This window comes from Pantoea sp. DY-5 (genome assembly GCF_019795955.1).
Lineage (GTDB): Bacteria > Pseudomonadota > Gammaproteobacteria > Enterobacterales > Enterobacteriaceae > Pantoea > Pantoea leporis.
Genome location: NZ_JAIMIE010000001.1, coordinates 227,959 through 252,992, shown reverse-complemented (window position 1 = coordinate 252,992; position 25,034 = coordinate 227,959). Strand labels below are relative to the sequence as shown.

24 protein-coding genes are annotated in these 25,034 nt (G+C 55.0%); 11 read left to right on the top strand and 13 right to left on the bottom strand.

Annotated features, from left to right (window positions below; genetic code table 11):
* Nucleotides 1-134: 134 nt before the first annotated feature.
* Nucleotides 135-365, top strand: coding sequence for a DNA polymerase III subunit theta (locus K5Y30_RS01205; protein WP_008110458.1), 231 nt, complete (start codon nucleotides 135-137; stop codon nucleotides 363-365).
* A gap of 3 nt (nucleotides 366-368) precedes the next feature.
* Complete coding sequence (exoX, locus tag K5Y30_RS01200) at nucleotides 369-1,037, top strand: exodeoxyribonuclease X (protein WP_222210310.1); 669 nt, start codon at nucleotides 369-371, stop codon at nucleotides 1,035-1,037.
* Here exoX and K5Y30_RS01195 read toward each other — a convergent pair.
* Both K5Y30_RS01195 and K5Y30_RS01190 read right to left on the bottom strand, forming a co-directional pair.
* Nucleotides 1,031-3,094 carry a prolyl oligopeptidase family serine peptidase gene (locus K5Y30_RS01195; RefSeq protein WP_222182525.1) on the bottom strand — a complete coding sequence of 688 codons (2,064 nt, stop codon included), beginning with the start codon at nucleotides 3,092-3,094 and terminating at the stop codon, nucleotides 1,031-1,033. The two genes, exoX and K5Y30_RS01195, sit on opposite strands and share 7 nt — an antisense overlap.
* Nucleotides 3,095-3,233: 139 nt before the next feature.
* Nucleotides 3,234-3,875 (bottom strand): tellurite resistance TerB family protein, encoded by a 642-nt coding sequence (locus tag K5Y30_RS01190; RefSeq protein ID WP_137385935.1) that lies wholly within the window; start codon nucleotides 3,873-3,875, stop codon nucleotides 3,234-3,236.
* Between the two features lie 161 nt (nucleotides 3,876-4,036).
* Here K5Y30_RS01190 and purT point away from each other — a divergent pair, with 161 nt between their 5' ends.
* Nucleotides 4,037-5,215, top strand: a complete 1,179-nt coding sequence (gene purT / locus K5Y30_RS01185) for a formate-dependent phosphoribosylglycinamide formyltransferase (protein WP_110866306.1) — start codon at nucleotides 4,037-4,039, stop codon at nucleotides 5,213-5,215.
* A 43-nt stretch (nucleotides 5,216-5,258) separates the two neighbouring features.
* Here the strand turns inward: purT and K5Y30_RS01180 are convergent, their stop codons facing one another.
* Both K5Y30_RS01180 and zwf read right to left on the bottom strand, forming a co-directional pair.
* Nucleotides 5,259-5,900, bottom strand: a complete 642-nt coding sequence (locus K5Y30_RS01180; RefSeq protein ID WP_008110463.1) for a bifunctional 4-hydroxy-2-oxoglutarate aldolase/2-dehydro-3-deoxy-phosphogluconate aldolase — start codon at nucleotides 5,898-5,900, stop codon at nucleotides 5,259-5,261.
* A 187-nt stretch (nucleotides 5,901-6,087) separates the two neighbouring features.
* Nucleotides 6,088-7,563, bottom strand: coding sequence for a glucose-6-phosphate dehydrogenase (zwf, locus tag K5Y30_RS01175; RefSeq protein ID WP_064738913.1), 1,476 nt, complete (start codon nucleotides 7,561-7,563; stop codon nucleotides 6,088-6,090).
* A 372-nt stretch (nucleotides 7,564-7,935) separates the two neighbouring features.
* On the opposite strand from zwf, the gene K5Y30_RS01170 reads away from it, so the two are divergent.
* The 3 genes from K5Y30_RS01170 to K5Y30_RS01160 all read left to right on the top strand — a co-directional run bounded on the left by K5Y30_RS01170 (nucleotide 7,936) and on the right by K5Y30_RS01160 (nucleotide 11,662).
* Nucleotides 7,936-8,790 carry a MurR/RpiR family transcriptional regulator gene (locus K5Y30_RS01170; protein WP_222210309.1) on the top strand — a complete coding sequence of 285 codons (855 nt, stop codon included), beginning with the start codon at nucleotides 7,936-7,938 and terminating at the stop codon, nucleotides 8,788-8,790.
* 107 nt (nucleotides 8,791-8,897) lie between these two features.
* Nucleotides 8,898-10,340: a pyruvate kinase gene (gene pyk, locus K5Y30_RS01165; protein ID WP_101764163.1), complete on the top strand. Its 1,443-nt coding sequence runs from the start codon at nucleotides 8,898-8,900 to the stop codon at nucleotides 10,338-10,340.
* An 86-nt stretch (nucleotides 10,341-10,426) separates the two neighbouring features.
* Nucleotides 10,427-11,662, top strand: a complete 1,236-nt coding sequence (locus K5Y30_RS01160; protein WP_222210308.1) for an MFS transporter — start codon at nucleotides 10,427-10,429, stop codon at nucleotides 11,660-11,662.
* Nucleotides 11,663-11,686: 24 nt separating this feature from the next.
* On the opposite strand, the gene lpxM is transcribed toward K5Y30_RS01160, so the two are convergent.
* From lpxM to znuA, 3 genes are all read right to left on the bottom strand, one after another.
* Entirely contained in the window at nucleotides 11,687-12,664 is a 978-nt protein-coding gene (gene lpxM / locus K5Y30_RS01155) for a lauroyl-Kdo(2)-lipid IV(A) myristoyltransferase (RefSeq protein ID WP_222182529.1), read from the bottom strand.
* Nucleotides 12,665-12,790: 126 nt separating this feature from the next.
* A complete protein-coding gene (gene mepM, locus K5Y30_RS01150; protein ID WP_061718586.1) occupies nucleotides 12,791-14,119 on the bottom strand; it encodes a murein DD-endopeptidase MepM in 1,329 nt (442 codons plus the stop codon).
* A gap of 13 nt (nucleotides 14,120-14,132) precedes the next feature.
* Entirely contained in the window at nucleotides 14,133-15,104 is a 972-nt protein-coding gene (gene znuA / locus K5Y30_RS01145) for a zinc ABC transporter substrate-binding protein ZnuA (protein ID WP_222210307.1), read from the bottom strand.
* Between the two features lie 77 nt (nucleotides 15,105-15,181).
* On the opposite strand from znuA, the gene znuC reads away from it, so the two are divergent.
* Together znuC and znuB are read left to right on the top strand one after the other, a co-directional pair.
* Nucleotides 15,182-15,937, top strand: a complete 756-nt coding sequence (gene znuC, locus K5Y30_RS01140) for a zinc ABC transporter ATP-binding protein ZnuC (protein WP_222182533.1) — start codon at nucleotides 15,182-15,184, stop codon at nucleotides 15,935-15,937.
* Nucleotides 15,934-16,719, top strand: coding sequence for a zinc ABC transporter permease subunit ZnuB (gene znuB / locus K5Y30_RS01135; protein ID WP_222182535.1), 786 nt, complete (start codon nucleotides 15,934-15,936; stop codon nucleotides 16,717-16,719). Before znuC ends, znuB begins: the two co-directional genes overlap by 4 nt.
* Nucleotides 16,720-16,726: 7 nt before the next feature.
* On the opposite strand, the gene ruvB is transcribed toward znuB, so the two are convergent.
* The 6 genes from ruvB to aspS all read right to left on the bottom strand — a co-directional run bounded on the left by ruvB (nucleotide 16,727) and on the right by aspS (nucleotide 22,208).
* Complete coding sequence (gene ruvB / locus K5Y30_RS01130; RefSeq protein ID WP_007889560.1) at nucleotides 16,727-17,731, bottom strand: Holliday junction branch migration DNA helicase RuvB; 1,005 nt, start codon at nucleotides 17,729-17,731, stop codon at nucleotides 16,727-16,729.
* Nucleotides 17,732-17,739: 8 nt separating this feature from the next.
* Nucleotides 17,740-18,354 (bottom strand): Holliday junction branch migration protein RuvA, encoded by a 615-nt coding sequence (gene ruvA, locus K5Y30_RS01125; RefSeq protein WP_007889559.1) that lies wholly within the window; start codon nucleotides 18,352-18,354, stop codon nucleotides 17,740-17,742.
* 91 nt (nucleotides 18,355-18,445) lie between these two features.
* Nucleotides 18,446-18,973, bottom strand: a complete 528-nt coding sequence (ruvC, locus tag K5Y30_RS01120; protein ID WP_008110486.1) for a crossover junction endodeoxyribonuclease RuvC — start codon at nucleotides 18,971-18,973, stop codon at nucleotides 18,446-18,448.
* 37 nt (nucleotides 18,974-19,010) lie between these two features.
* Entirely contained in the window at nucleotides 19,011-19,754 is a 744-nt protein-coding gene (locus tag K5Y30_RS01115) for a YebC/PmpR family DNA-binding transcriptional regulator (protein ID WP_222182537.1), read from the bottom strand.
* Nucleotides 19,755-19,995: 241 nt separating this feature from the next.
* Nucleotides 19,996-20,427, bottom strand: coding sequence for a dihydroneopterin triphosphate diphosphatase (gene nudB, locus K5Y30_RS01110; protein WP_008110490.1), 432 nt, complete (start codon nucleotides 20,425-20,427; stop codon nucleotides 19,996-19,998).
* Nucleotides 20,427-22,208 carry an aspartate--tRNA ligase gene (gene aspS / locus K5Y30_RS01105; RefSeq protein ID WP_222210306.1) on the bottom strand — a complete coding sequence of 594 codons (1,782 nt, stop codon included), beginning with the start codon at nucleotides 22,206-22,208 and terminating at the stop codon, nucleotides 20,427-20,429. Before aspS ends, nudB begins: the two co-directional genes overlap by 1 nt.
* Before the next feature lie 231 nt (nucleotides 22,209-22,439).
* On the opposite strand from aspS, the gene K5Y30_RS01100 reads away from it, so the two are divergent.
* From K5Y30_RS01100 to cmoB, 3 genes are all read left to right on the top strand, one after another.
* Nucleotides 22,440-23,261, top strand: a complete 822-nt coding sequence (locus tag K5Y30_RS01100; protein WP_222210305.1) for a DUF72 domain-containing protein — start codon at nucleotides 22,440-22,442, stop codon at nucleotides 23,259-23,261.
* A 78-nt stretch (nucleotides 23,262-23,339) separates the two neighbouring features.
* The gene (gene cmoA / locus K5Y30_RS01095; RefSeq protein ID WP_097097065.1) at nucleotides 23,340-24,068 is read left to right on the top strand and encodes a carboxy-S-adenosyl-L-methionine synthase CmoA; all 729 of its coding nucleotides are present in this window, start codon (nucleotides 23,340-23,342) and stop codon (nucleotides 24,066-24,068) included.
* The gene (cmoB, locus tag K5Y30_RS01090) at nucleotides 24,065-25,033 is read left to right on the top strand and encodes a tRNA 5-methoxyuridine(34)/uridine 5-oxyacetic acid(34) synthase CmoB (protein ID WP_110866314.1); all 969 of its coding nucleotides are present in this window, start codon (nucleotides 24,065-24,067) and stop codon (nucleotides 25,031-25,033) included. The genes cmoA and cmoB overlap by 4 nt, the downstream gene beginning before the upstream one ends.
* Nucleotide 25,034 lies beyond the last annotated feature (1 nt).

The window sequence follows — 25,034 nt, the reverse complement described above, 5'->3', positions numbered from 1 at the left end:
ACGGCAAACCACCGCAAACGTGGCAGCAGGATACGCCGCCGATCCGCAGGTGTCGAGACTTGCGGTGCGATCCAATCCGCTTGATCCCTGGGACCGAAACCATTACTTTTGCCCCTGTTTATCAGGAGAAAAGCATGAGCCAAAACCTTGCCCTGCTCTCGCAGGAAGAGAAAGACAAAGTCAATGTCGATCTGGCCGCCGCGGGCGTTGCATTTAAAGAGCGCTACAATATGCCGGTGATTGCCGAAATGGTGGAACGCGAGCAACCCGAAGCGCTGCGTGACTGGTTTCGTCAGCGCTTAATGAACTATCGCCAGGCTTCGCTTAGCCTGTCGCGCCTACCCTACGAACCTAAGCAGAAGTAATTTATGTTACGTGTTATTGATACCGAAACCTGCGGCCTGCAGGGCGGCGTGGTGGAAGTTGCGTCGGTGGATGTCATTGATGGTCAGATCGTCAATCCGATGAGCGATTTAATCTGCCCGGATCGCCCCATCAGTCGTCAGGCGATGGCGGTACATCGCATTAGCGAAGCGATGGTAGTGGGCAAACCCACCATTGAAGAAGCGATTGGCCGCTATCATGGCAGCCCGCATTATGTGGCACACAACGCCAGTTTTGATCGTCGCATGTTGCCCACTATGCCGGGCGAATGGATCTGCACCATGACGCTGGCGCGTCAGCTGTGGCCAGGCATTAAATATGGCAATCAGGCGCTGCGTCACAGCCTGAAGCTGGATGTCACGCCACCGGCCGAACTGCATGCGCACCGCGCATTGTATGACTGCTACGTCACCGCTGCGCTGCTGATCCGCATTATGGAAACCTCCGGCTGGAACGCCGAGCAGATGGCGAATTTGTGCCAGCCTGCGCCCGTGAGCGGCGATGTGTTCCCGTTTGGCAAATATCGCGGTCAGAGTATTGGCAGTATCGCGCGTAAAGATCCCGGCTATCTGCGTTGGGTGCTGGAAAATGTGCGCGATTTGCGCCCACCGTTACGGCAGGCGCTGCGCAAGTACGTGAAGAGCGATCAGTAATCGACGCGGTCTGGCAAGCTGCCCTGCGCCAGGCCGATCAGGAAAGTGAACTCCTGCGCCACACCTTCATACGCTTTGAAACGACCCGATTTGCCGCCGTGGCCAGAATCCATCTCGGTGCAGAGCAACAGCAGCGAATCATTGGTTTTCAGCTCGCGCAGTTTCGCCACCCACTTAGCCGGTTCCCAATACTGCACCTGTGAATCGTGCAAACCGGTGGTAACCAGCAAATGCGGATAGGCTTTGGCCTCGATGTTGTCATACGGACTGTATTGGCGAATGGTGTGATAGAACTCCGCCTGTTCGGGATTGCCCCACTCATCGTATTCGCCGGTGGTCAGCGGAATCGTCGGATCGAGCATCGTCGTCACCACATCGACAAATGGCACCTGTGCCACCACGCCGTGGAACAGCTCCGGCGCCATGTTCACCACGCCGCCCATCAGTAATCCGCCGGCGCTGCCGCCCATCGCATAGAGCTGCTGGCGATGACCATAACCCTTCGCCACCAGCGCTTCGGTGACATCAATAAAGTCGGTGAAGCTGTTGATTTTATTCTTCAGGCGGCCACCGTCGTACCATTGCTGGCCGAGCTCGCCGCCGCCGCGCACGTGAATGATGGCGTAGACGAAGCCGCGCTCCAGCAAGCTGATGCGGCTGGTGCCAAAGCTGGCATCCATGCTGCTGCCGTAAGCGCCGTAACCGTACACCAGCAAAGGATTGTTGCCGCGCTGGAAATGCTTGCGGTGATAGACCAGCGAAACCGGAACTTCGGTCCCATCGCGCACCGTGATCCACAGATGCTCGCTTTTGTAATCCTCAGATTTGAAGCCCGGCACCGGCGTACGCTTCAGCACGCGACGATCGCCGGTTTCCATGTTCAGTTCAAACAAGGTGGTTGGCGTGGTCATGGAGGAGTAGCCGTAGCGCAAGGTGTCGCTTTCCGGCGAAGGATTGTAGGCAAGCCAGGTGACATAGGCGGGGTCGTCGAAGGCGATACCAAAGCTCTCGCCGCTCTCCCAGTTTATCTGCCGCAAGGTGTTTACGCCGTGCTGACGCTCTTCAACCACCAGCCAATGACGGAACAGCTGGAAATCTTCCAGTACCACGTTGTCACGCGCCGGGACCAGCGATTGCCAGCGCGCTTCCGCCAGCCACGCGCTGCGATAGAGGCCGAAATTTTTACCGTCGCGATTTGAGCGAATGTAGAACTGATGATTGTAGTGATCGATGCTGTATTCATGGTCGCGTCGACGCGGACAAAAGGTTTGTGGCTGCGCATCCGGATATTCGGCGTCGATCATCAGAATCTCGCTGGTATTGGTGCTGTACAACGCAATCAGAATGAAGTGCTCGGAGGTGGTTTTGTGCACGCTGAGGTGGAAAGAGTCATCCTTCTCTTCATACACCAGCTGATCGTCAGATTGCGGATGGCCCAGCTCATGGCGCCACACCTGATACGCCAGAAGTGTTTTCGGATGCTTACGCACGTAATAGAGCGTGCGGGAATCGTTGGCCCAGGCCACGCTGGATGACGCATTAGTCAGCACTTCCGGATACCAGCTGCCACTCTGCAAATTACGGAAGCGAATGCCGTATTGGCGGCGCGACAGGAAGTCTTCAGCTAAGGCCATCACCTGATTGTCCGGCGTAATCGCCAGCGCGCCCATGGTGTAAAAATCACTGTGCGCGGCGCGTTGGTTACCATCAAGTAACAACTGCCAAGGTTCATCCGCCGGTGCGTCGGTCGGCTGACGGAAATAGGCCGGATACTCATTGCCCACTTCATAGCGGCTTTGATAGCGATAACCGTTTTTCACATAGGGCACCGAGTGATCCTGCGGCGGAATACGGTCGACGATCTCTTTCAACACCCGTTCCTGCAACGGATTCTGCGACGCCATCATGGCGCGGCCATAATCATTTTCGGCGTGCAGATGGGCCAGCACTTCTGGATTCTCGCGGTCGTCATCACGTAACCAGTGATAATTATCTATGCGCGTTTCACCGTGCAGACTCATGGCATGGGGAATTTTTTTCGCGTGTGGCTGATTCATTAGGCTCTTCTCCCTGAAGGACAACATTCAGCAAGCGTGGCACTAATCACGCACGATGCCAAGCTGCACGCAACATCACTTTACGCAGGGTAAGCCAAACATGAAAAGCGAAGGCTGCGGATGCAACCTTCGCACGGGACTAGGCGGCTTTTTCCGCGTCGATATCGCGCTGGATGCCGTCGCGCACATCCTGGGGAATTTTCAGCGCATCGCCGAGCGCGGAGAGATAGCTGCGCTCCATAAAGTGGTCGACATCAATGGCTGCACAGCTGAGGAAATAGAGCTCCAACGCCTCTTCTTCATTTTTGACGTCAGCGGCCAGCCAGTTGGGATCGAGCGGGCGATTCATCGCCTGCTGAATCAGCGCTTCGGCTTGTGCGCCGTAGCCGGCCTGCTGGATGTTTTGCTCAATTGCGGCACGCTCTTGATCGTCAATGTGACCATCACTTTTCGCCGCGAACACCAGCGCCGTGACCAAACGCTCTGCGCGTTGATCCATCGGCGTTTGCAGCTGGCCGAAGCCCGCATCATCCTGATGGGTTTCACGTATGCGCTGTTTGTATTTGTTCCACAATAGCGCGCCCGCCGCCGCGCCGCCGCCCAACAGCAAGGCTTTGCCGCCATATTTGGTCAGCAGCTTACGCGTGGATTTGCTGCCTACCAGCAATCCCGCCAGCCCGCCCAATGCGCCCGGGGCCAGCATGTCACTTAAACCGCCCGATTTTCCGTCTCCACCCTTTTTCGCCAGCACCGATTGAATTTGCTGCAGCCAATTGCTCATCGTTTAACTCCTGTTTATTTTTCCGTTCTCCATGCTGCCGCAGGCTGTGTCAGTTAACGTCAGAGCGGGAAAAGTATGGCAAACCTGATCGCGGCGAAAGCGTGAGTACGCAAACGTTTTCGTTTATACTGCGCGCGCATTTTGACTGCTAAGGTGAAATTATGACGACTCTCGGAACCGCGCTGCGCCCTGCCGCTACGCGTGTCATGCTGTTAGGTTCAGGCGAATTAGGCAAAGAAGTGGCACTTGAGTGCCAGCGTCTTGGTGTGGAAGTGATCGCGGTGGATCGTTACGCCGATGCTCCGGCGATGCACGTGGCGCATCGCAGCTATGTGATCAACATGCTGGACGGCGACGCGCTGGCCGCGCTGATTGCCGAGGAAAAGCCGCACTTCGTGGTACCAGAAATTGAAGCCATTGCCACCGAAAAACTGCTGGAGCTGGAAGCGCAAGGTCAGAAAGTGGTGCCGACCGCACGCGCCGCACGTCTGACCATGAACCGCGAAGGCATTCGCCGTCTGGCGGCGGAAGAGTTGTCCTTACCAACCTCGACTTACCAGTTTGCTGACAGCAAAGAGAATTTTGTGGCCGCGGCTGAGGCGATTGGATTCCCGTGCATCGTTAAGCCGGTGATGAGCTCATCCGGTAAAGGACAGAGCTTTATTCGCGAAGCCAGCCAGCTGGAAAAAGCCTGGGATTATGCGCAGCAAGGCGGACGTGCCGGTGCGGGCCGCGTGATCGTTGAAGGCGTGGTGAAGTTTGATTTCGAAATCACCCTGCTGACCATCAGCGCAGTAGATGGCATTCACTTCTGCGCGCCGATTGGTCATCGTCAGGAAGATGGCGATTATCGTGAATCATGGCAGCCGCAGCAAATGAGTGAACTGGCGCTGCAACGCGCGCAGGATATCGCCGCTAACGTGGTAAAAGCGCTCGGTGGATACGGCCTGTTTGGCGTGGAGCTGTTCGTGTGCGGTGATGAAGTGGTGTTCAGCGAAGTGTCACCGCGTCCGCATGATACCGGCATGGTCACGCTGATTTCGCAGGATCTGTCCGAGTTTGCGCTGCATGTGCGCGCTTTCCTCGGCCTGCCGATTGGCGGCATTCGTCAATACGGTCCCGCTGCGTCGGCAGTGATTTTACCTGAGCTGAACAGCCAGAACGTTGTGTTCGGGAATATCGAAGCCGCGCTGGGCGCCGGATTGCAGCTGCGCCTGTTTGGTAAGCCGGAAATCGCCGGTCAGCGCCGTTTAGGCGTGGCTTTGGCGACCGGTGAAAACACCGATGACGCTATCGCGCGCGCCGTGGCGAGTGCGGCCGCGGTACAAGTCGAAGGTTAAGTAAGATTAAGTGGTCGCCATCAATGGCGACCAATTCATAAACTTATGCGCGTGCCCCTTCAACCGCTTCACGCGCCAGACGCGTAATACGATCCCAGTCACCGCTTTCCAGCGCATCATTCGGTACCAGCCACGAACCGCCAATGCACAGCACGCTTTTCAGCGCCAGATAATCCCGATAGTTGGCTGGCGAGATGCCGCCGGTTGGACAGAAACGCACCTGCGGGAACGGACCGCCAATCGCGGATAATGCTTTCACGCCACCATTGGCTTCCGCCGGGAAGAATTTGAACTCACGTAGGCCGTAATCCATGCCGGTCATCAGTTCTGAAACCGTGCTGATACCTGGAATCAATGGCACCGGACCTTCAACCGCGGCTTTCAGCAGCGATTCCGTCAATCCTGGGCTGATGACAAACTGCGCACCGGCGTCAGTGACTTCTTTCAGTTGCTGGGTGTTGATCACCGTGCCCGCACCGACAATCGCCTCCGGTACTTCTTTAATCATTGCACGCAGCGCGTCCATCGCCACCGGCGTACGCAGCGTCACTTCCAGCACGCGCACACCGCCAGCCACCAGCGCTTTCGCCATCGGCACCGCGTGTTCCAGCTTGTTCACCACGATGACCGGCACGACCGGGCCAGTTTTCAGGATCTGTTCAGCACTTGTTTTCCAGTTCTTCATCACGTTTCCTTAGTTGCATCAGCCCGGCGTTTAGCCACGCTGTCAATAATTGGGCTCTACCATACAAGATCGTCTGGAGCGGCGTCCATCGGATATCAGAATTTTTTGAAACTCTGGTTCACTTTTCAGAAAAATGAATTCTGGACGTAAAAAAGCCCGCACATTTGGCGGGCTCAATATTAGGTTTCTATTCGAACTCGTTCCAGGAACGGCCATCGCGAGTAATCATCGCGACAGAGGCAACCGGTCCCCATGTTCCCGCCTGATACGGCTTCGGCGCTTCGGCATCGGCGCTCCAGGCATCAATGATCGAATCCACCCAGCCCCACGCTGCTTCAACTTCATCACGACGCACAAACAGCGCCTGAATACCGCGCATGGTTTCCAGCAGCAGACGCTCGTAAGCATCGGCCAGATGCGACTGGTTGAAGGTTTCGGAATAGCTCAGATCCAGCTTGGTGGTCTGCAGTTTATGCTTGTGGTCGAGTCCGGGCACTTTGTTCAGGATTTCGATATCCACGCCTTCGTCCGGCTGCAGACGAATGGTCAGCTTGTTCTGCGGCAGTTCAGCGTACGAATCCTTAAACAGGTTCATCTCAGGATTCTTGAAGTACACCACCACTTCAGAGCATTTGGTTGGCAAGCGCTTGCCGGTACGCAGATAGAACGGCACGCCAGCCCAACGCCAGTTATCGATATCCACGCGAATAGCAACAAAGCTTTCCGTGGCGCTCTGCTTGTTAGCGCCCTCTTCTTCCAGATAACCAGGCACTTTCTTGCCCTGCACAAAGCCGGCGGTGTACTGACCGCGTACGGTTTTCTCGCGCACGTTGGTTTGATCAATACGACGCAGTGAGCGCAGCACTTTGACTTTTTCATCACGAATCGCATCCGCGCTCAGATCGGATGGCGGCGACATGGCAATCATGGTGAGGATCTGCAACAGGTGGTTCTGAATCATGTCACGCATCTGGCCGGCTTTGTCGAAGTAACCCCAACGGCCTTCGATGCCCACCTCTTCTGCCACGGTGATCTGCACGTGATCGATGGTGCGATTGTCCCAGTTGTTGACGAAGATGGAGTTGGCAAAACGCAGCGCCAGCAGGTTGAGCACCGTCTCTTTACCGAGATAGTGGTCAATACGGAAAACCTGGCCTTCTTCGAAGTATTTGCCGACGCTGTCATTGATCTCTTGTGAGGTTTCCAATGAGGTGCCGAGCGGCTTTTCCATTACTACGCGTGCCGGTTTGGCGTTCAGCTTGGCGGCGCCCAGACCGTCGCAAATCGCGCCAAAGGTGCTTGGCGGCATGGCGAAGTAGTTAATGGTGACGCGGTTTTTCTGGTCAAGCATTTTGCCCAGTTTGGTGAAATGCGAGGTGTCATTTACGTCGAGGTTACAGAAGTCGAGACGGCTGCTGAGGGTATCCCACAGCGCTTCATCGATCTTCTCTTTCATGAAGGTTTCCAGCGCTTCACGTACCACTTTGGTATACGCGGCTTTATCCCAATCCGCGCGACCTACGCCAATAATGCGAGTGGTTTCATGAATCTGACCGGCTTTTTCCAGCTGATACAGTGATGGCAACAGTTTACGGCGCGCGAGATCGCCTTTGGCACCGAAAATCACCAGATCGCATGCCTGGGCTGTTTGTGTAACCGCCATTTTCCTCTCCTCGTTGCAGGATATACCCGGCTTGAGCGTTCTCATCACGCCAGGTCCTTATTGTAATTTTCTTACAGCACAATGTACGTTTTTAGCGGGTTTAGGACAACCCGAACGCAGTGTTTTGCTGGCGTTAACTGTGAACGTAATAAAGGTGTTAAGTGTGTTGTAGCGTGCCATTTGAGCACATTTTCTGTTTCGATATTTGTCGTGGCAAAACACGTCAGCGATCAAAGTATCGCAAAAAAATCGCGTTTACATTTGTCCTCCGCTGCGTGCGAGGGGCTATTACACGGTATATTCTTGTGAATTGGCAGCGATTTCATTGATTGATGAACGCGAAAAAGTGATTGACGCTCATTAGGTTAAACCATGCTGGAACAGATTCAGGCGCAACTCGAAGCGTTAAGCAAATCAGAACGTAAAGTCGCAGAGCAGATTCTTGCCGCGCCGCAACAGGCGATGCACTCCAGCATCGCCACGCTGGCACGCGCCGCTGACGTCAGCGAACCGACGGTGAATCGCTTCTGCCATCGTATGGGCACGCGCGGCTTCCCTGACTTCAAATTGCAGCTCGCGCAGAGCCTGGTCAAAAGCCCGAACTGGGTGAGTCGCGATGTGGAAGAAAATGACAGTGTGGAAAGCTACAGCTACAAAATCTTTGATTCCGCGTTAGCCGGCCTCAGCCGCGTACGCCAGCAACTCGATTCTCAGGTGATTCGTCAGGCGGTTCAGGCGCTGTCAAAGGCGCATAAAATTGCCTTTTTCGGCCTTGGTGCCTCCGCCGTCGTGGCACATGACGCCACCAATAAATTTTTGCGATTTAATCTGCCGGTCATCTGGTCAGAGGATATTGTGATCCAGCGCATGAGTTGCATAAATAGTGGTCCAAACGATGTGTTTGTTCTCATCTCACATACTGGTCGCACCAAAAATATGGTAGAACTGGCTCGCCTGGCGCGTGTAAACGCTTCCACTGTGCTGGCTATCACTTCTCCGGGTTCCCCGCTGGCGGCGGAAGCCACGCTGGCTTTGACGCTCGACGTACCCGAAGATACCGATATCTACCTGCCAATGGTTTCCCGCCTCGCACAATTAACCGTGATTGATGTTCTGGCGACAGGGTTTACCCTTGAGCGCGGCGCTGCTTTCCGTGAAAATTTGAAACGGGTGAAAGAAGCGCTGAAAGATTCACGCCTGGAGAAACAGGCGCAGGAAAATAATTAACATCACATTCACAATGTGAGTCGAATCACAGCCCATCGATCATATAGAATAGATGAACACTACGTGTCACTTGAGAGCGGCACGATACTTTGCTAACGGAGTCCTTCATGTCCAGACGTCTCAGAAGAACCAAGATCGTTACAACCCTCGGTCCAGCCACCGATCGCGACAACAACCTCGAAAAAATCATCGCGGCGGGTGCTAACGTTGTACGACTCAACTTCTCCCACGGCACACCGGAAGATCATCAACAGCGCGCCAACAAAGTCCGTGAAATCGCGGCGAAACTCGGTCGCCACGTGGCGATCCTTGGCGACCTGCAAGGGCCAAAAATTCGCGTATCGACCTTCAAAGAAGGCAAAGTGTTCCTCAACGTCGGCGATCGTTTCTTGCTGGATGCTGATTTAACTAAAGGCGAAGGCGATAAAGAAAAAGTCGGTATCGACTATAAAGGTCTGCCAGAAGATGTGGTGCCCGGCGATATCCTGCTGCTGGACGACGGTCGCGTTCAGCTGAAAGTGCTGGAAGTTCAGGGCGTAAAAGTGTTCACCGAAGTCACCGTCGGCGGCCCGCTCTCTAACAATAAAGGCATCAACAAACTCGGCGGCGGTCTCTCTGCCGATGCGCTGACCGAGAAAGACAAAGTTGATATCGTTACCGCCGCGAAAATCGGCGTGGATTATCTGGCGGTCTCCTTCCCGCGTAACGGCGAAGATATGAATTATGCCCGCCGTCTGGCGCGCGACGCCGGCTGCGACGCCAAACTGGTGGCGAAAGTGGAACGTGCTGAAGCCGTTGCCTCACAGGAAGCGATGGATGACATCATCCTCGCCTCTGACGTGGTGATGGTTGCGCGTGGCGATTTGGGTGTAGAGATTGGCGATCCTGAGCTGGTGGGTATTCAGAAAGCGTTGATTCGTCGTGCGCGCCAACTGAACCGCACCATCATCACCGCAACGCAGATGATGGAATCGATGATTACCAACCCGATGCCAACACGTGCCGAAGTCATGGATGTGGCGAACGCCGTGCTGGATGGTACCGATGCGGTGATGCTGTCGGCGGAAACCGCTGCAGGCCAGTATCCGGCTGAAACTGTTTCAGCGATGGCGAAAGTGTGCCTCGGCGCAGAGAAAATCCCGAGCGTTAACGTTTCTAAGCACCGCCTGGAAGTGCAGTTCGATAACGTCGAAGAAGCGATTGCCATGTCGGCGATGTATGCTGCCAACCATCTGCAAGGGGTTTCAGCGATCATCACCATGACCGAATCGGGCCGTACCGCGCTGATGACCTCACGTATCACTTCTGGTTTGCCGATCTTCGCCATGTCACGTCACGAGCGGACGCTGAACCTGACAGCGCTGTACCGTGGTGTTACGCCGGTATTCTTCGACAGTAACAATGATGGTGTGGCCGCCGCGCACGATGCAGTGAATCTGCTGCGCGAAAAAGGTTTCCTGGTTTCAGGTGACCTGGTGATTGTCACTCAGGGTGACGTGATGTCGACCACCGGCACCACCAACACCAGCCGTGTTCTGCGCGTAGACTAATACGCAGCACCGACAGCGGCTGTAACAACATGGACAAACGCGACTGCCTGGCAGTCGCGTTTTTATTTTTTTGACAAGGAGGCCAGATGGCCCGCTATCAACCTATTACCCAACTCACCGGGCGCGTGCTGCTGTTTCCGCTCGCGCTGGTGCTGTTTGAATTCGCCACCTACATCGCGCATGACATGATTCAGCCCGGCATGCTGCTGGTGACGTCTGAATTCAGCGTCGGCCCGGAATGGGTTTCGACCTCGCTGACCGCTTATCTGATGGGCGGCGTAGTGCTGCAATGGCTGCTCGGTCCGCTCTCAGACAAATATGGCCGCCGGCCGGTGCTACTGTTTGGCATCTTGTTCTTTGCCGCCGCCTGCATTCTCACAACGTGGGTTAGCAGCATTGAAGAGTTTGTCGCGCTGCGCTTTGTTCAGGGCATCAGCCTGTGCTTTATTGGCGCCGTCAGCTACGCGGCGGTGCAGGAAGCCTTTGATGAAGCGTTGGCAGTACGCATGATGGCGCTGATGGCCAACGTCGCGCTGCTGGCACCGCTCGCGGGTCCGCTGGCCGGAGCCGCGTGGCTCACCGTTGGCGAGTGGCGCAGCATGTTCTGGCTGTTTGCCATCTGCAGCGTGATTGCGTTTGCCCTGCTATGGCGCGTCATGCCGGAAACCGCTGGCGATCGCAGTCACTCTATCGCCCTGCCAAAGCTGGCGCGCGGCTATGCGCGTTTGGCGCGCGATCGTCAGGTGATGTACGGATCTTTTGCCATTGGTTTAGTGTTTATTCCGATCCTGACGTGGGTAGCGCTGTCGCCAGTGATTCTGATGCACGATGAAGGATTGTCACGCATGCAGTATGCGCTGCTGCAGTTGCCGGTGTTTCTGGCGATGATTGCCGGCAACATCACGCTTGGCAAACTGGCTGGACGCGTGCCGATTGAGCAGCCGGTGAAGTTTGCCGCCTGGCCGATTCTGATTGGTTTGAGTATTTCGCTGCTGGCTAATTTGCTCGATAGTCACACCTATCTGCTGCTGACCGCCGGGTTAAGCTTGTACGCTTTCGGCGCAGGCATGGTGAATGCCGGTCTTTACCGTTTGACGCTTTACTCAAGCAACGAAGGTAAAGGCAGCGTGGCGGCGATGCTCGGTATGATCAGTATTCTGACCTTAGCGGTAGGCATTGAGCTGGCAAAAAGTGGCTACTTCAGCGGCGGCACACCGTGGTTTAGCGGGATTAACTTCGCCGCTGGCGTACTGTGGTTTGGTCTGGTGACCCTGTTCCTGCGCGAACGTAAACGTCGCAGTCACGTGGCGGCAATAGAATGATAAAGGGGCCAGACGGCCCCATGTTTATTTCCTACGAGGATAAAGATCTTTGCGCGCATAAGGTTCGATATCCCCTTCCTTACGCGTTTTCAGCAGCTTCAGAATCCAGGTGTACTGTTCCGGATGCGGTCGCACGAACACTTCAACTTCTTCATTCATGCGACGCGCAAGCGTATTGTCATCGGCATCCAGCAAGTCATCCATTGGCGGACGCACATAGATTTCCAGACGATGGGTTTCACTGTTATACACCGGGAACAGCGGCACAACGCGTGCGCGGCATACTTTCATCAGGCGGCCCACTGCGGGCAATGTGGCTTTGTAAGTAGCAAAGAAATCCACAAATTCGCTGTGTTCCGGGCCGTGATCCTGGTCCGGCAGATAATAGCCGTAATAACCCTGACGCACCGACGCGATAAACGGCTTAATCCCGTCATTTCGCGCATGCATACGGCCACCAAAACGGCGTCGCACAGTATTCCACAGAAAATCCATTAACGGATCGCTTTGATTGTGGAACATCGCCGCCATCATCTGACCTTCAGATGCCAGCAGCATCGCTGGAATATCCACGCCCCAACCGTGCGGCACTAAGAATATGACGTTTTCTTTATTGGCCTGCAGCTGCTCAATGATTTCCCGGCCGTGCCAGTCAACACGCTTACGCACATGCTCTGGATTACGAATGCCCAATTCGGCCATCATCGCCATCGCCTGCGGTGCGGTGGCAAACATACGATCAGCAATCTCTTCGCGCTGCGCTTCACTCAATTCCGGCAGGCAATAATAGAGATTGATCAGCGCACGGCGGCGCGCACTTTTCGCCAACTTACCGGCGAACTTGCCCAATCCGCCCAGAATCGGATCGCGCACTTTTGCAGGAAGTAATGCCATGACGGCCAGCGCGCCAACCGCCAACCAACTTCCCCAGTATTTCGGCTTTAAAAAAGAACGTTGAAAAACGGGAATAAACTCACTGTTATTTTTCTTTCGGGTTTCCATGCACTCGCCTCTGACAATGACCGGTCAATAATAGTGACGATGGTTAATTTTGCAATCTTCATGCGCCAGATAGCAAAAAACCGACGAAGAATCCGTCGGTTTTTAAGTGTTACGCGCAATAATGCGTTATTTCAACGTCAACTGCGGCAACCAGGTTTTCACTTGCGCCATGTAAGTGCTGCGATCTTTACCCGTCAACCCTTCCATGCGCGGCAGTTTTGCCGTCAACGGATTCACTGCCTGATTGTTGATCCACACTTCATAGTGCAGATGCGGGCCGGTTGAACGTCCGGTGTTACCCGACAGCGCAATACGATCGCCACGTTTCACCTTTTGCCCCGGTTTAACCAGCGCTTTACTCAAGTGCATGTAACGCGTCATATATTGACGACCGTGGCGAATCGCCACGTAATTTCCGGCAGCACCGCCGTTTTTCGCCATTACCACTTCACCATCGCCCACAGCTAAAACTGGCGTACCAATGGGCAGAGCGAAATCGACACCTTTATGCGGTGCGATGCGGCCGGTTACCGGGTTAAGGCGACGCGGATTGAAGTTGGAAGAGACACGATACTGCTTAACAGTTGGGAAGCGCATGAAGCCACGTGCTAACCCAGATGCATTGCGATCGTAGAACTTGCCATCTTCCGCACGGAAGGCGTAATAGTCTTTGCCACCGGTGCGTAAACGTACGCCAAGTAATTGGCTTTGGGCACTTTTTCCATCAAGCATTTCACGTGACATCAACACACTGAAGTCATCACCCGCGCGCAGTTTGCGGAAATCCATCTGCCACTGCATCGCTTTGATCACGTTGCTGGTTTCTGCGCTGGTCAAGCCCGCACGCTGGGCGCTGGCAGCAAAGCTGCCGCGCACTTCACCTTTTAGTACGTTGTTTTGCCACTCACCCTTTTGCAGCTCCTGCTGCATCTTAAAGCTGCCATTGTCGGCGCGCTGATAAGTACGGGTTTCACGACGATCGATTTCCCAGCTGAAGGTTTGCAGTTGTCCATCTGCATCCAGCGTCCAGCTCAGTTGCTGACCAACGCGCATGTTACGCAGATCTTTATCGCTGCTGACTAATGCGTTGATATCGCCCATCTCAATACCGTACTGATTTAACGCGCTGCTAAGCGTATCGCCTGAAGAGACGGTGTAATCATGTACGTTAGGATTATCTGGAACGTCTTTATCAATATCGTCAGCAGGAATATCGTCGGCCGGTTCTTCGGTCGTCTGATCGATCGGCTCACTGGCTTCCGGCAATAGCGTACGCAGTTCGTCTTTATCCAGCGCGATGGTTTTCACGATGGGCGCGACATCGCGCGGATGGTAAACGTAAGGCCGCCATACTGCGACGGCCAACGTGACAACGGTTAATGAACCCAGCATAACGCGGTGGGGGCGCGGCAAATTATTAAATGCGAGGGCGACAGAGCGGGCTATCTGCTGCACTTTTACCTATTCCTCATGCTCCATTCAGGCAGCTCGCATACTGGCTAGACAGCTGTGAAAGGAATTTCACGTAACTGTCTTTGGATAAGCTGATGTCCATCCCCAACGGATCTAACGTGCCTTTTCGTACGGAAGTTCCACGGGACACGGCATCGATGACGGCCGGTCTGAATTGTGGTTCAGCGAAAACGCAAACGGCTTTCTGCTCAACCAACTGTGTTCGTATTTGATGTAAACGCTGGGCGCCCGGCTGGATTTCAGGGTTGACGGTAAAATGACCTAAAGGTGACAAACCGTAATGTTTTTCAAAGTAGCTGTAAGCGTCGTGAAAAACGAAATAACCCTTGTTCCGCACGGGCGCGAGTTGCGCGCCGATGTGTTTGTCTGCATCGGCTAATTCTGCTTTAAACTCCTGCAGATTAGCGTCAAGTTTGGCTTTGCTTTGCGGCATAAGTTCCAATAATTTTCCATGGATTGCAACCGCAGATTGTAAGGCCATGTCAGGGGACATCCACAGATGCATATTAAACTGTCCGTGATGGTGCTGCGCATGAGACCCGTCTTGGACTTCGGAATTTTCTGAGCCATGATCGTGATCGTGACCGTGCTCATGTTCCTCATCTTCATCATCGCCGCTAATCAATAGCGGTTTTATGCCTGGCAATGCTGCAATTTCGAGGTTTTTGTTAGCGGGCAACTCCGCTGCTGACTTAGTGAGAAAGGCTTCCATCTCTGGGCCTGTCCACACCACTAAGTCTGCGTTTTTAATACGTTTTACATCGGAAGGACGTAAAGCATAATCATGTTCTGAGGCGCCATCGGGCAGCAATACTTCAACCGGCGTAATGCCATCTGCGATAGCCGCTGCGATAAATCCGAGAGGTTTGATTGAAGCAACCACCGCAGAGTGCGCGGGAAACGTGCTTGTGGCGGCAAATGCCGCAGCAGTAAGGGTGAAAATAAGGCACTTTTTATTGTGTAACATAATACGTCATTCCATCGTGACCCGTTGATGGAATGTGATATTATAACATTCGAAATTCAATGCAACCCGTAAATAACATGCCGCCACTTGTCACACTTGAAAACATTTCTGTGAAATTCTCCCAGCGTCCGGTGCTCGCAGGCATTAGCCTCGCACTTGAACCGGGAAAAATTCTCACCCTGCTCGGCCCGAATGGCGCCGGCAAATCCACGCTGGTTCGCGCGGTGCTCGGGCTGCTCAAACCCACCAGCGGCAGCGTCAAGCGCGCCGCTGATTTGCGTATCGGTTACGTGCCGCAAAAACTGCACATCGACCCAACGTTGCCGATCACCGTTGAACGTTTTATGCGCCTATCGCGCGGCACCAAACGCGATGCCATTTTACCGGCGCTGAAGCGCGTGCAAGCTGGGCATCTGCTGCATGCGACACTGCAAAAACTCTCTGGCGGTGAAACCCAGCGTGTGCTGCTGGCGCGCGCGTTACTTAATGACCCGCAACTGCTGGTGCTCGATGAGCCGACACAAGGCGTTGACGTCAACGGCCAGGTTGCGCTGTACGATTTGATCGATCAGCTGCGCCGCGAACTGAACTGCGGTGTGCTGATGGTTTCACACGACCTGCATCTGGTGATGGCGAAAACCGACGAAGTGCTGTGTCTCAACCATCACATCTGCTGTTCCGGCACGCCAGAAGCGGTGTCACAACATCCCGAGTTTATCGCGATGTTTGGCCCACGCGGCGCGCAGCAGCTGGCGATTTATCGTCATCATCATAATCACCGTCACGATTTACAGGGACGTATTGTTCTGCGCAAAGGAAATGGCCCGTCATGATTGAACTGTTATTGCCTGGCTGGCTGGGCGGCGTGTTGCTGGCGCTGGCGGCCGGCCCACTTGGCTCGTTTGTTGTTTGGCGCCGCATGTCTTACTTCGGCGATACTCTCGCGCATGCATCCTTGCTGGGCGTGGCGTTTGGTTTGCTGCTCAACGTGAATCCTTACTATGCGGTGATTTTGGTGACCGTGTGTCTGGCGTTGGGATTGGTATGGCTGGAGCGTCGCCCGCATCTGGCTATCGATACCCTGCTCGGCATTATGGCGCACAGCGCGCTGTCGCTGGGTTTGGTGGTCGTTAGTCTGATGCAAGGCGTACGTGTCGATCTGATGGCTTACCTGTTTGGCGATCTGCTGGCGGTGACGCCCAATGATTTATGGATGATGGCCGGCGGCGTGGCGATTGTTCTGGCGGTGATGGCGTGGCAGTGGAATTCGCTGTTGTCGATGACCATCAGCCCGGAGCTGGCGCAGGTGGATGGCGTTAACATTCAGCGCACGCGTTTGATGTTGATGCTGGTCACCGCATTAACCATCGGCGTAGCGATGAAGTTTGTTGGTGCCTTGATTATTACATCGCTACTGATTATCCCGGCGGCGACGGCACGTCGCTTCTCACGCTCACCGGAACAGATGGCCGGTTTTGCGGTGATTGCCGGTATTATCGCGGTGACCGGCGGGCTGACCTTCTCCGCCACTTACGATACGCCAGCCGGTCCTTCGGTGGTGTTATGCGCGGCGGTATTGTTCATCATCAGCATGGCAAAAAAACCGGCGGCATAACGCCGTTTTACTCTTCGCGACTGATACCAAAGTGTTTGTAAGCATGTTGCGTTGCCATTCGGCCACGCGGCGTGCGTTGAATGAATCCTTGCTGGATCAGGAAGGGTTCAATCACATCCTCGATAGTTTCCCGCTCTTCGCCAATCGCCGCTGCCAGGTTATCTAAGCCCACCGGACCACCCGAAAACTTATCGATAATCGCCAGCAGCAGTTTACGGTCCATGTAATCGAAACCCTGGCTGTCGACGTTAAGCATATCCAGCGCGCTGGCTGACACTTCGCCGCTCAGGTTGCCGTTCGCTCGTACTTCCGCAAAGTCACGCACGCGGCGCAGCAGGCGGTTAGCGATACGCGGCGTACCGCGTGCACGACGCGCTATCTCCAACGCGCCCTCTTCGCTCAGCGCCAGACCAAGACAGGCCGCGCTACGGCCCACAATGTGCTGCAGATCGGGCACGTTATAGAACTCAAGGCGCTGCACGATACCGAAACGGTCGCGCAGCGGCGAGGTTAAAGAACCGGCGCGCGTCGTGGCACCAATCAGGGTAAACGGCGGCAGATCGAGCTTGATCGAACGCGCCGCCGGACCTTCACCAATCATGATATCCAGCTGATAATCTTCCATCGCCGGATACAGCACTTCTTCCACCACCGGCGACAGGCGATGGATCTCATCGATAAACAGCACATCGTGCGGTTCAAGGTTGGTGAGCATCGCCGCCAGATCGCCGGCTTTTTCCAGCACCGGACCGGACGTGGTACGCAGATTGACGCCCATTTCGTTAGCGACGATATTAGCCAGCGTGGTTTTACCCAATCCCGGCGGGCCGAAAATCAGCAGATGATCGAGTGCATCGCCACGCAGTTTCGCAGCCTGGATGAAAATCTCCATTTGCTCGCGCACCTGCGGCTGGCCAACATATTCCGTCAGCAGCTTAGGGCGAATGGCACGGTCGAGCGTTTCTTCTTCGTTAAAGGAACTGCCCGAGACCAGACGATCGGCTTCAATCATGCTTTACCTCAAATAGCTGCGCGCAGGGCTTCACGAATCAGGGTTTCGCAATCCGCATCCGGTTTACCGACTTTGCTGATCATACGGCTGGCTTCCTGCGGTTTATAGCCGAGGGCCACCAGCGCTGAAACCGCTTCGGCTTCAGCATCGTTATTGTCTTGTGCAGCGGATGGCGTGGTCAACGTAAAGGTTGAATCACCACCAAACAGATCGCCGTGCATGCCGATAAAGCGATCTTTCATCTCCACAATCAAACGCTCGGCGGTTTTTTTACCCACGCCCGGCAGTTTGATCAGCGAGGCAATCTCTTGTCGCTCAACGGCGGTCACGAACTGCTGGGCCGACATGCCAGACAGAATCGCCAGCGCCAGTTTTGGCCCAACGCCATTCACCTTAACCAGCTCGCGGAACAGCGTGCGTTCCTGCTTGTTATTGAAACCGAACAGCAGCTGCGCATCTTCACGTACCACAAACTGCGTAAAGATGATCGCTTCCTGATTGATCTCCGGCAGCTCGTAAAAGCAGGTCATTGGCATGTGCACTTCATAACCGACACCGTGCGCCTCAATCAACACCAGCGGCGGCTGTTTTTCCAGAATGTTGCCTCGTAAACGACCAATCACCTGAGCAGTTCCTTAATCTGTTAGTAAGCCTGAGTTTATAGCATAAAAAAGGCTGGATGAATATCCAGCCTAACTTAGCATTTCGTTTCCGCTAACCCGATCGCATACGCCCGCGCGTCATCACCAGTTTCGTATCGCTGATACGCGCCGCATTTTGGCTCATATGGCAATGCGTAATGGCGATGGCCAGCGCATCGGCGGCATCCGCCTGCGGATTGGCCGGCAGTTTTAGCAAGGTTCGTACCATATGCTGCACCTGACTTTTCTCTGCGCCGCCGGTACCGGTAACGGTTTGCTTCACTTGGCGCGCCGCATATTCAAACACCGGCAAATCATGATTCACAGCCGCGACAATCGCCGCACCGCGCGCCTGGCCCAGTTTCAGCGCTGAGTCCGCATTCTTGGCCATAAACACCTGCTCGATGGCAAAATAGTCGGGTGAGAACTGGGTGATAATTTCGCTGACGCCCGCGTAGATCAGTTTGAGGCGCGTCGGCAGATCGGTGACGCTGGTGCGGATACAGCCGCTGCCCAGATAGGTAAGCTGGCGGCCGGTTTGGCGAATAACACCGTAACCGGTGACGCGCGAGCCGGGATCGATCCCGAGAATTATCGCCACGGCGCGTCTCCGGTGAGTGGGGTTTTAAGCAACGCCATTACAGCGTTTCTGCGATCTCATCAGAGATTTCACCGTTATGGTAAACTTCCTGCACGTCGTCACAGTCTTCCAGCATGTCGATCAGGCGCAGCAGTTTCGGCGCGGTTTCGGCATCCATTTCAGCTTTGGTTGACGGGATCATCGAGACTTCAGCCGAGTCCGCTTTCAAACCGCCCGCTTCCAGCGCATCACGCACCGTACCCATCTCTTCCCACGCGGTGAAGACATCAATCGCACCGTCGTCATAGGCCACAACGTCTTCAGCACCGGCTTCCAGCGCCGCTTCCATCACCGCATCTTCGTCCTGACCTGGCGCGAAGGAGATCACGCCCTTCTTGCTGAACAGGTAAGAAACCGAACCGTCGGTACCGAGGTTGCCGCCGGTTTTGGTGAAGGCATGACGCACTTCGCCCACGGTACGGTTGCGGTTGTCGCTCAGGCACTCAATCATCACTGCTGAGCCGCCCGGACCGTAACCTTCATAAATGATGGTTTCCATGTTGGAATCATCTTCACCGCCCACGCCGCGTGCGATGGCACGGTTCATGGTGTCGCGCGTCATGTTGTTAGACAGCGCTTTATCCATCGCTGCGCGCAGACGTGGATTAGAACCCGCATCGCCACCGCCCAGTTTCGCGGCGGTGACCAGCTCACGAATGATTTTGGTGAAGATTTTACCGCGCTTAGCATCCTGAGCAGCTTTACGATGCTTAGTATTCGCCCATTTACTGTGTCCAGCCATCTTACATATTCTCCGATCTTTTACTGGGTGCAGGCTATCTTACTTGCGATCTTGTCCCCCGGCAGTGCTCGCAATCCTCACGTGCATAAGTACGCTCCGGTTGCTGTGCGCTGGCGGTGAACAACCTCGCGGCGCCGATTACGCCTGACTGTTCGATATTGTTCGGTGCGTTCATTGAAAACTCACCAGATTCATAAAACTTAATGCATTCGCCACCGGAAAAACGCGCGGCGGCGAGCATTCAGATAAATTCTTCAATCGCCTGGCGGTTACTCCAGGACTTGGTGAGGGCTGCGGCAGCGGCGGGTTCGAGCCAGCGCGCGGCGAGATGCTCGGTGAGCAGCAGGTCGCGTTCTGCGGGTATAGCCAACCTGAACCAGTGTTCGCGATTGTGCGTGGTGCCCGGTGCGTAACGATGACGATAGTGCGGGAAGATCTCAAACTCGATTTGCTTGTGGCAATCGTCCAGCACTAGCTTTTCGTGCGCAATATCGATGGCGAGTTCTTCTAACACTTCGCGCTGAGCTGCCTGGCGCGGGGTTTCGCCCGCTTCCAGGCTGCCAGTGACCGATTGCCAGAAGCTGTCGTCATCACGTCGCTGCAGCATTAACACCCGGCCGGTATCGCGGGCAAAAATCACCACCAACACCGAAACCGGATGTTTAAAGCCCATTACTTGTTCTCTGTCTTTTCTTTCTTCGGCGCCACCAGAATGCCGAGGTCCAGCAGCGCAGCTGGATTGGCTTCGCTTGGGGCTTCGGTCATCATGCACGCTGCGGCGGTGGTTTTCGGGAACGCGATCACATCACGAATGTTATCGGTGCCGGTCAACAACATGGTCAGACGATCCAGACCAAACGCCAGGCCCGCGTGCGGTGGCGTACCGTATTTCAGTGCATCAAGCAGGAAGCCAAACTTCTCACGCTGCTCTTCTTCGGTGATACCGAGGATGCTGAATACCGTCTGCTGCATTTTACCGCTGTGGATACGCACGGAACCGCCGCCCACTTCGTAGCCGTTAATCACCATATCGTAAGCATTGGCCACCGCTTGAACTGGATCGGTTGCCAGCTCTTCTGCGCTCATGTCTTTCGGCGACGTGAACGGATGGTGCATCGCTGCCAGGCCGCCCTCTTCATCTTCCTCAAACATAGGGAAGTCGATCACCCACAGCGGCGCCCAGGCTTTATCATCGGTGATTTGCAGATCGCGGCCCACTTTCAGACGCAGCGCGCCCAGCGCATCCGCCACCACTTTGGCGCGGTCCGCACCGAAGAAGATCAGGTCGCCATCTTGTGCGCCAGTGCGGTTGAGAATGTCTTCAACAATTTCTGCGCTGAGGAACTTGGCAACCGGGCTCTGTACGCCTTCGAAGCCTTTCGCGCGTTCGTTGATTTTCATCCACGCCAAACCTTTGGCGCCGTAGATTTTGACAAATTCGCCGTACTCATCAATTTGCTTACGTGTTAGCGCTGCACCGCCCGGTACACGCAGGGCAGCCACGCGGCCTTTGGCATCGTTGGCTGGACCGGCAAACACCTGGAACTCCACGTTTTTCAGCAGATCGGCAACGTCCACCAGCTCCATTGGGTTACGCAGGTCTGGTTTATCTGAACCGTAACGGTTCATCGCTTCCGCAAAAGTCATCTGCGGGAAGTCACCAAGATCCACACCTTTGATGTTGATCCACAGTTCACGAATCAGACGTTCCATCTTTTCACGCACCTGCTCGGCGGTCATGAAAGAGGTTTCCACGTCGATTTGGGTGAATTCAGGCTGACGATCGGCACGCAGATCTTCGTCACGGAAACACTTAACGATCTGATAGTAGCGGTCAAAACCCGACATCATCAGCAGCTGTTTGAACAGCTGTGGCGACTGCGGCAGCGCGTAGAATTTACCTTTATGCACACGGCTTGGCACCAGATAGTCACGCGCGCCTTCTGGCGTGGCTTTGGTCAGCATTGGCGTTTCGATATCGAGGAAACCCTGGTCGTCCATAAAGCGACGCACGAAGCTGGTAATTTTAGCGCGGGTTTTCAAACGCTGAGCCATTTCCGGACGACGCAGGTCCAGATAGCGATAAGTCAGGCGCGCTTCTTCGCTGTTGACCTGGTTAGAGTCCAGCGGCAGCGGTTCAGCGCGGTTGATGATGTTCAGCTCATGGGCAAACACTTCCACTTCGCCGGTCGCCATGTCGCTGTTTTTGTTCTTTTCGTCACGTGCACGCACGGTGCCGGTGATCTGGATACAGAATTCGTTACGCAGCTCAGATGCCAGCTGGAAAGCGTCCTGACGATCGGCATCGAAGAACACCTGAGCGATACCTTCACGGTCACGCATATCGATAAAAATCAGGCTACCCAAATCGCGACGGCGATTTACCCAGCCGCAGAGAGTGACTTGCTGACCCACGTGAGACAGATTGAGCTGTCCGCAATATTCTGTACGCATAACGTATCCTTTTAACTTCGCCGCTGCTGCCAGACAACATCAGGCCGCGTAACCTTCTGAGATGCTGTCGCAAAAAAGGCGGCTATTATAATGGAAAAACCCAGGCAGGATAAGTGGAGCCCGATCAAAGCGGACAAAACATTATGCTTTATCGCGCTGTTTTTCCTGCCGACATCAAAACAGGTTACATTAAGCCGCCCTTTCCCGCCCTAAAGGATTCAGGAGTTCGCGTTGACACTTCGTATTGGATTACCGCAATGGCAGCACGCGCAATGGAAACAGTTCGGTATTGAGACCTTAGCCGATTACGCGCAGCTGTTTGGTTGTGTGGAAGGCAATACCACGTTGTATGCGCTGCCAAAGCCGGAAGTGGTGCTGCGCTGGCGCGACATGACGCACGACGATTTCCGTTTCTGCTTCAAGTTTCCCGAAAGCATCAGCCATAAAGCGGCGCTACGCGACTGTGATGAGTTGCTGAATGAGTTTTTCCGCCTGCTCGATCCACTCAGCACGCGCATTGGTCAATACTGGCTGCAGCTGCCGGCGGCGTTTTCTCCGGCTCAGCTCGGCGATCTATGGTCTTTTCTCGACAGTTTGCCGCGCAATTTCCGCTATGGCGTTGAGGTGCGGCATCAGGCATTTTTCGCCAAAGGAGATGCTGAACGCGCGCTGAATCGCGGTTTGCTGGAGCGTCAAATTAATCGGGTGATGCTGGATAGTCGTCCGGTGCATGCCTCCACCTCACAGTCGGCCGCAGCGGTGCACGCTCGATCGCAAAAGCCGCGCGTGCCGCTGCATGTGGTGCGTACCGGTGCGCAACCGATGGTGCGTTTCATTGGCAGTGATAGCGTGGCGGAGAGCGTGCCGCTGTTTCAGCCGTGGCACAGCAAGCTGCAAGCGTGGCAGCGGGATAGCGATCCGCTGCTGTTTATTCATACGCCGGATATGGGCGAGGTGTTTCCGCTGATTCAGGCATTGTGGCCACAGTTGCAGCAGTTGGAGCCAGGGTTACGCGATCTGCCCGACTGGCCGCATCAATCGAGCCTGTTCTAGACGCAACGCAAAGGGTGCAGCCTGCCCGCGTTTCTGCCAAAATAGCGCCCTTTCCGTTTTCTCTCCGGACCTTTCATTATGTCTGATCGCGATACGCTATTTTCCGCGCCCATCGATAAGCTGGGCGACTGGACCTTTGACGAGCGCGTAGCTGAAGTTTTTCCCGATATGATTCAGCGCTCGGTGCCGGGTTATTCCAACATCATTTCGATGATTGGCATGCTGGCGGAACGCTTCGTTCAGCCGAATAGCCAGGTTTACGATCTCGGCTGTTCACTCGGTGCCGCCACGCTGTCGGTGCGCCGCAATATTCATGTGCCCGGCTGCCAGATTATTGCCGTGGATAATTCGCCGGCGATGGTGGAGCGCTGCCGTCGCCATATCGACGCCTTCCGCGCGGATACGCCGGTGCAGGTGATCGAAGCAGATATTCAGGACATCCACATTGAGAACGCCTCGTTGGTGGTGCTGAACTTTACCCTGCAATTCCTTGAGCCACCGGCACGTCTCGAGCTGCTGAAGAAGATTGTTAACGGATTAAATCCGGGCGGCGCGCTGGTGTTGTCGGAGAAGTTCAGTTTTGAAGATGCCGATGTCGGCGAGTTGCTGTTTAACATGCATCACGATTTCAAACGCGCTAACGGTTACAGCGAGCTGGAGATTAGCCAGAAACGCAGCATGCTGGAGAACGTGATGCTGACCGATAGCGTTGAAGCGCATAAAGCGCGCCTGAAAACCGCCGGTTTCAAACATGCGGAGTTGTGGTTCCAGTGCTTTAATTTTGGTTCGTTGGTGGCGTTGAAATGATTGAGTTTGGCCGTTTTTATCAGCAGATCGCCACCGGCCCGCTCGCCAGTTGGCTGGAAGTGTTACCGGCGCAAGTCGCCGCATGGCAGCGTGAGAATCTGCACGGTAAGTTCCGCGACTGGGAGAAGTCAGTTGATTATCTGCCGCTGCTGACGCCGCAGAAGCTGGATTTGTTGCACAGCGTGAGCGCGGATGTTGAGGATCTGACCGATCGTCAGCGTCTTGGCATTGAGAATCTACTGCGCAATCTGATGCCGTGGCGCAAAGGTCCTTATTCGCTGTACGGTACTGAGATCGATACCGAATGGCGTTCCGACTGGAAATGGGATCGCGTGTTGCCGCACATTTCGCCGTTGCAGCATCGCACGGTGCTGGATGTCGGCTGCGGTAGCGGCTATCACATGTGGCGCATGATTGGCGCGGGCGCGAAGCTGGTGGTCGGCATCGATCCAATGCAACTGTTTTTGTGCCAGTTTGAAGCGGTGCGTAAGCTGTTGGGCGACGATCGTCGTGCGCATTTGCTGCCGCTGGGCATAGAGCAACTGCCGGCGTTGCAAGCGTTTGATACCGTGTTTTCAATGGGCGTGCTTTATCATCGCCGTTCGCCGCTCGATCACTTGATGCAGCTGAAAAATCAGTTAGTCAGTGACGGTGAGCTGGTGCTGGAGACGCTGGTGATTGAAGGCGATGAGAACGCGGTGTTGGTGCCGGGCGAGCGTTATGCGCAGATGCGTAATGTTTACTTTATCCCTTCTGCGGCGGCGCTGAAGAGTTGGCTGGAGAAGTGCGGATTTGTCGATGTGCGCATCGCGGATTACGCGGTGACGTCCGTGGAAGAGCAGCGTCGCACCAGCTGGATGACCAGCGAGTCGCTGGCCGAGTTCCTTGATCCGCATGATAGCAGTAAGACCGTTGAAGGTTATCCCGCCCCGCTGCGCGCCGTGTTAGTGGCCCGCAAGCCGTAAT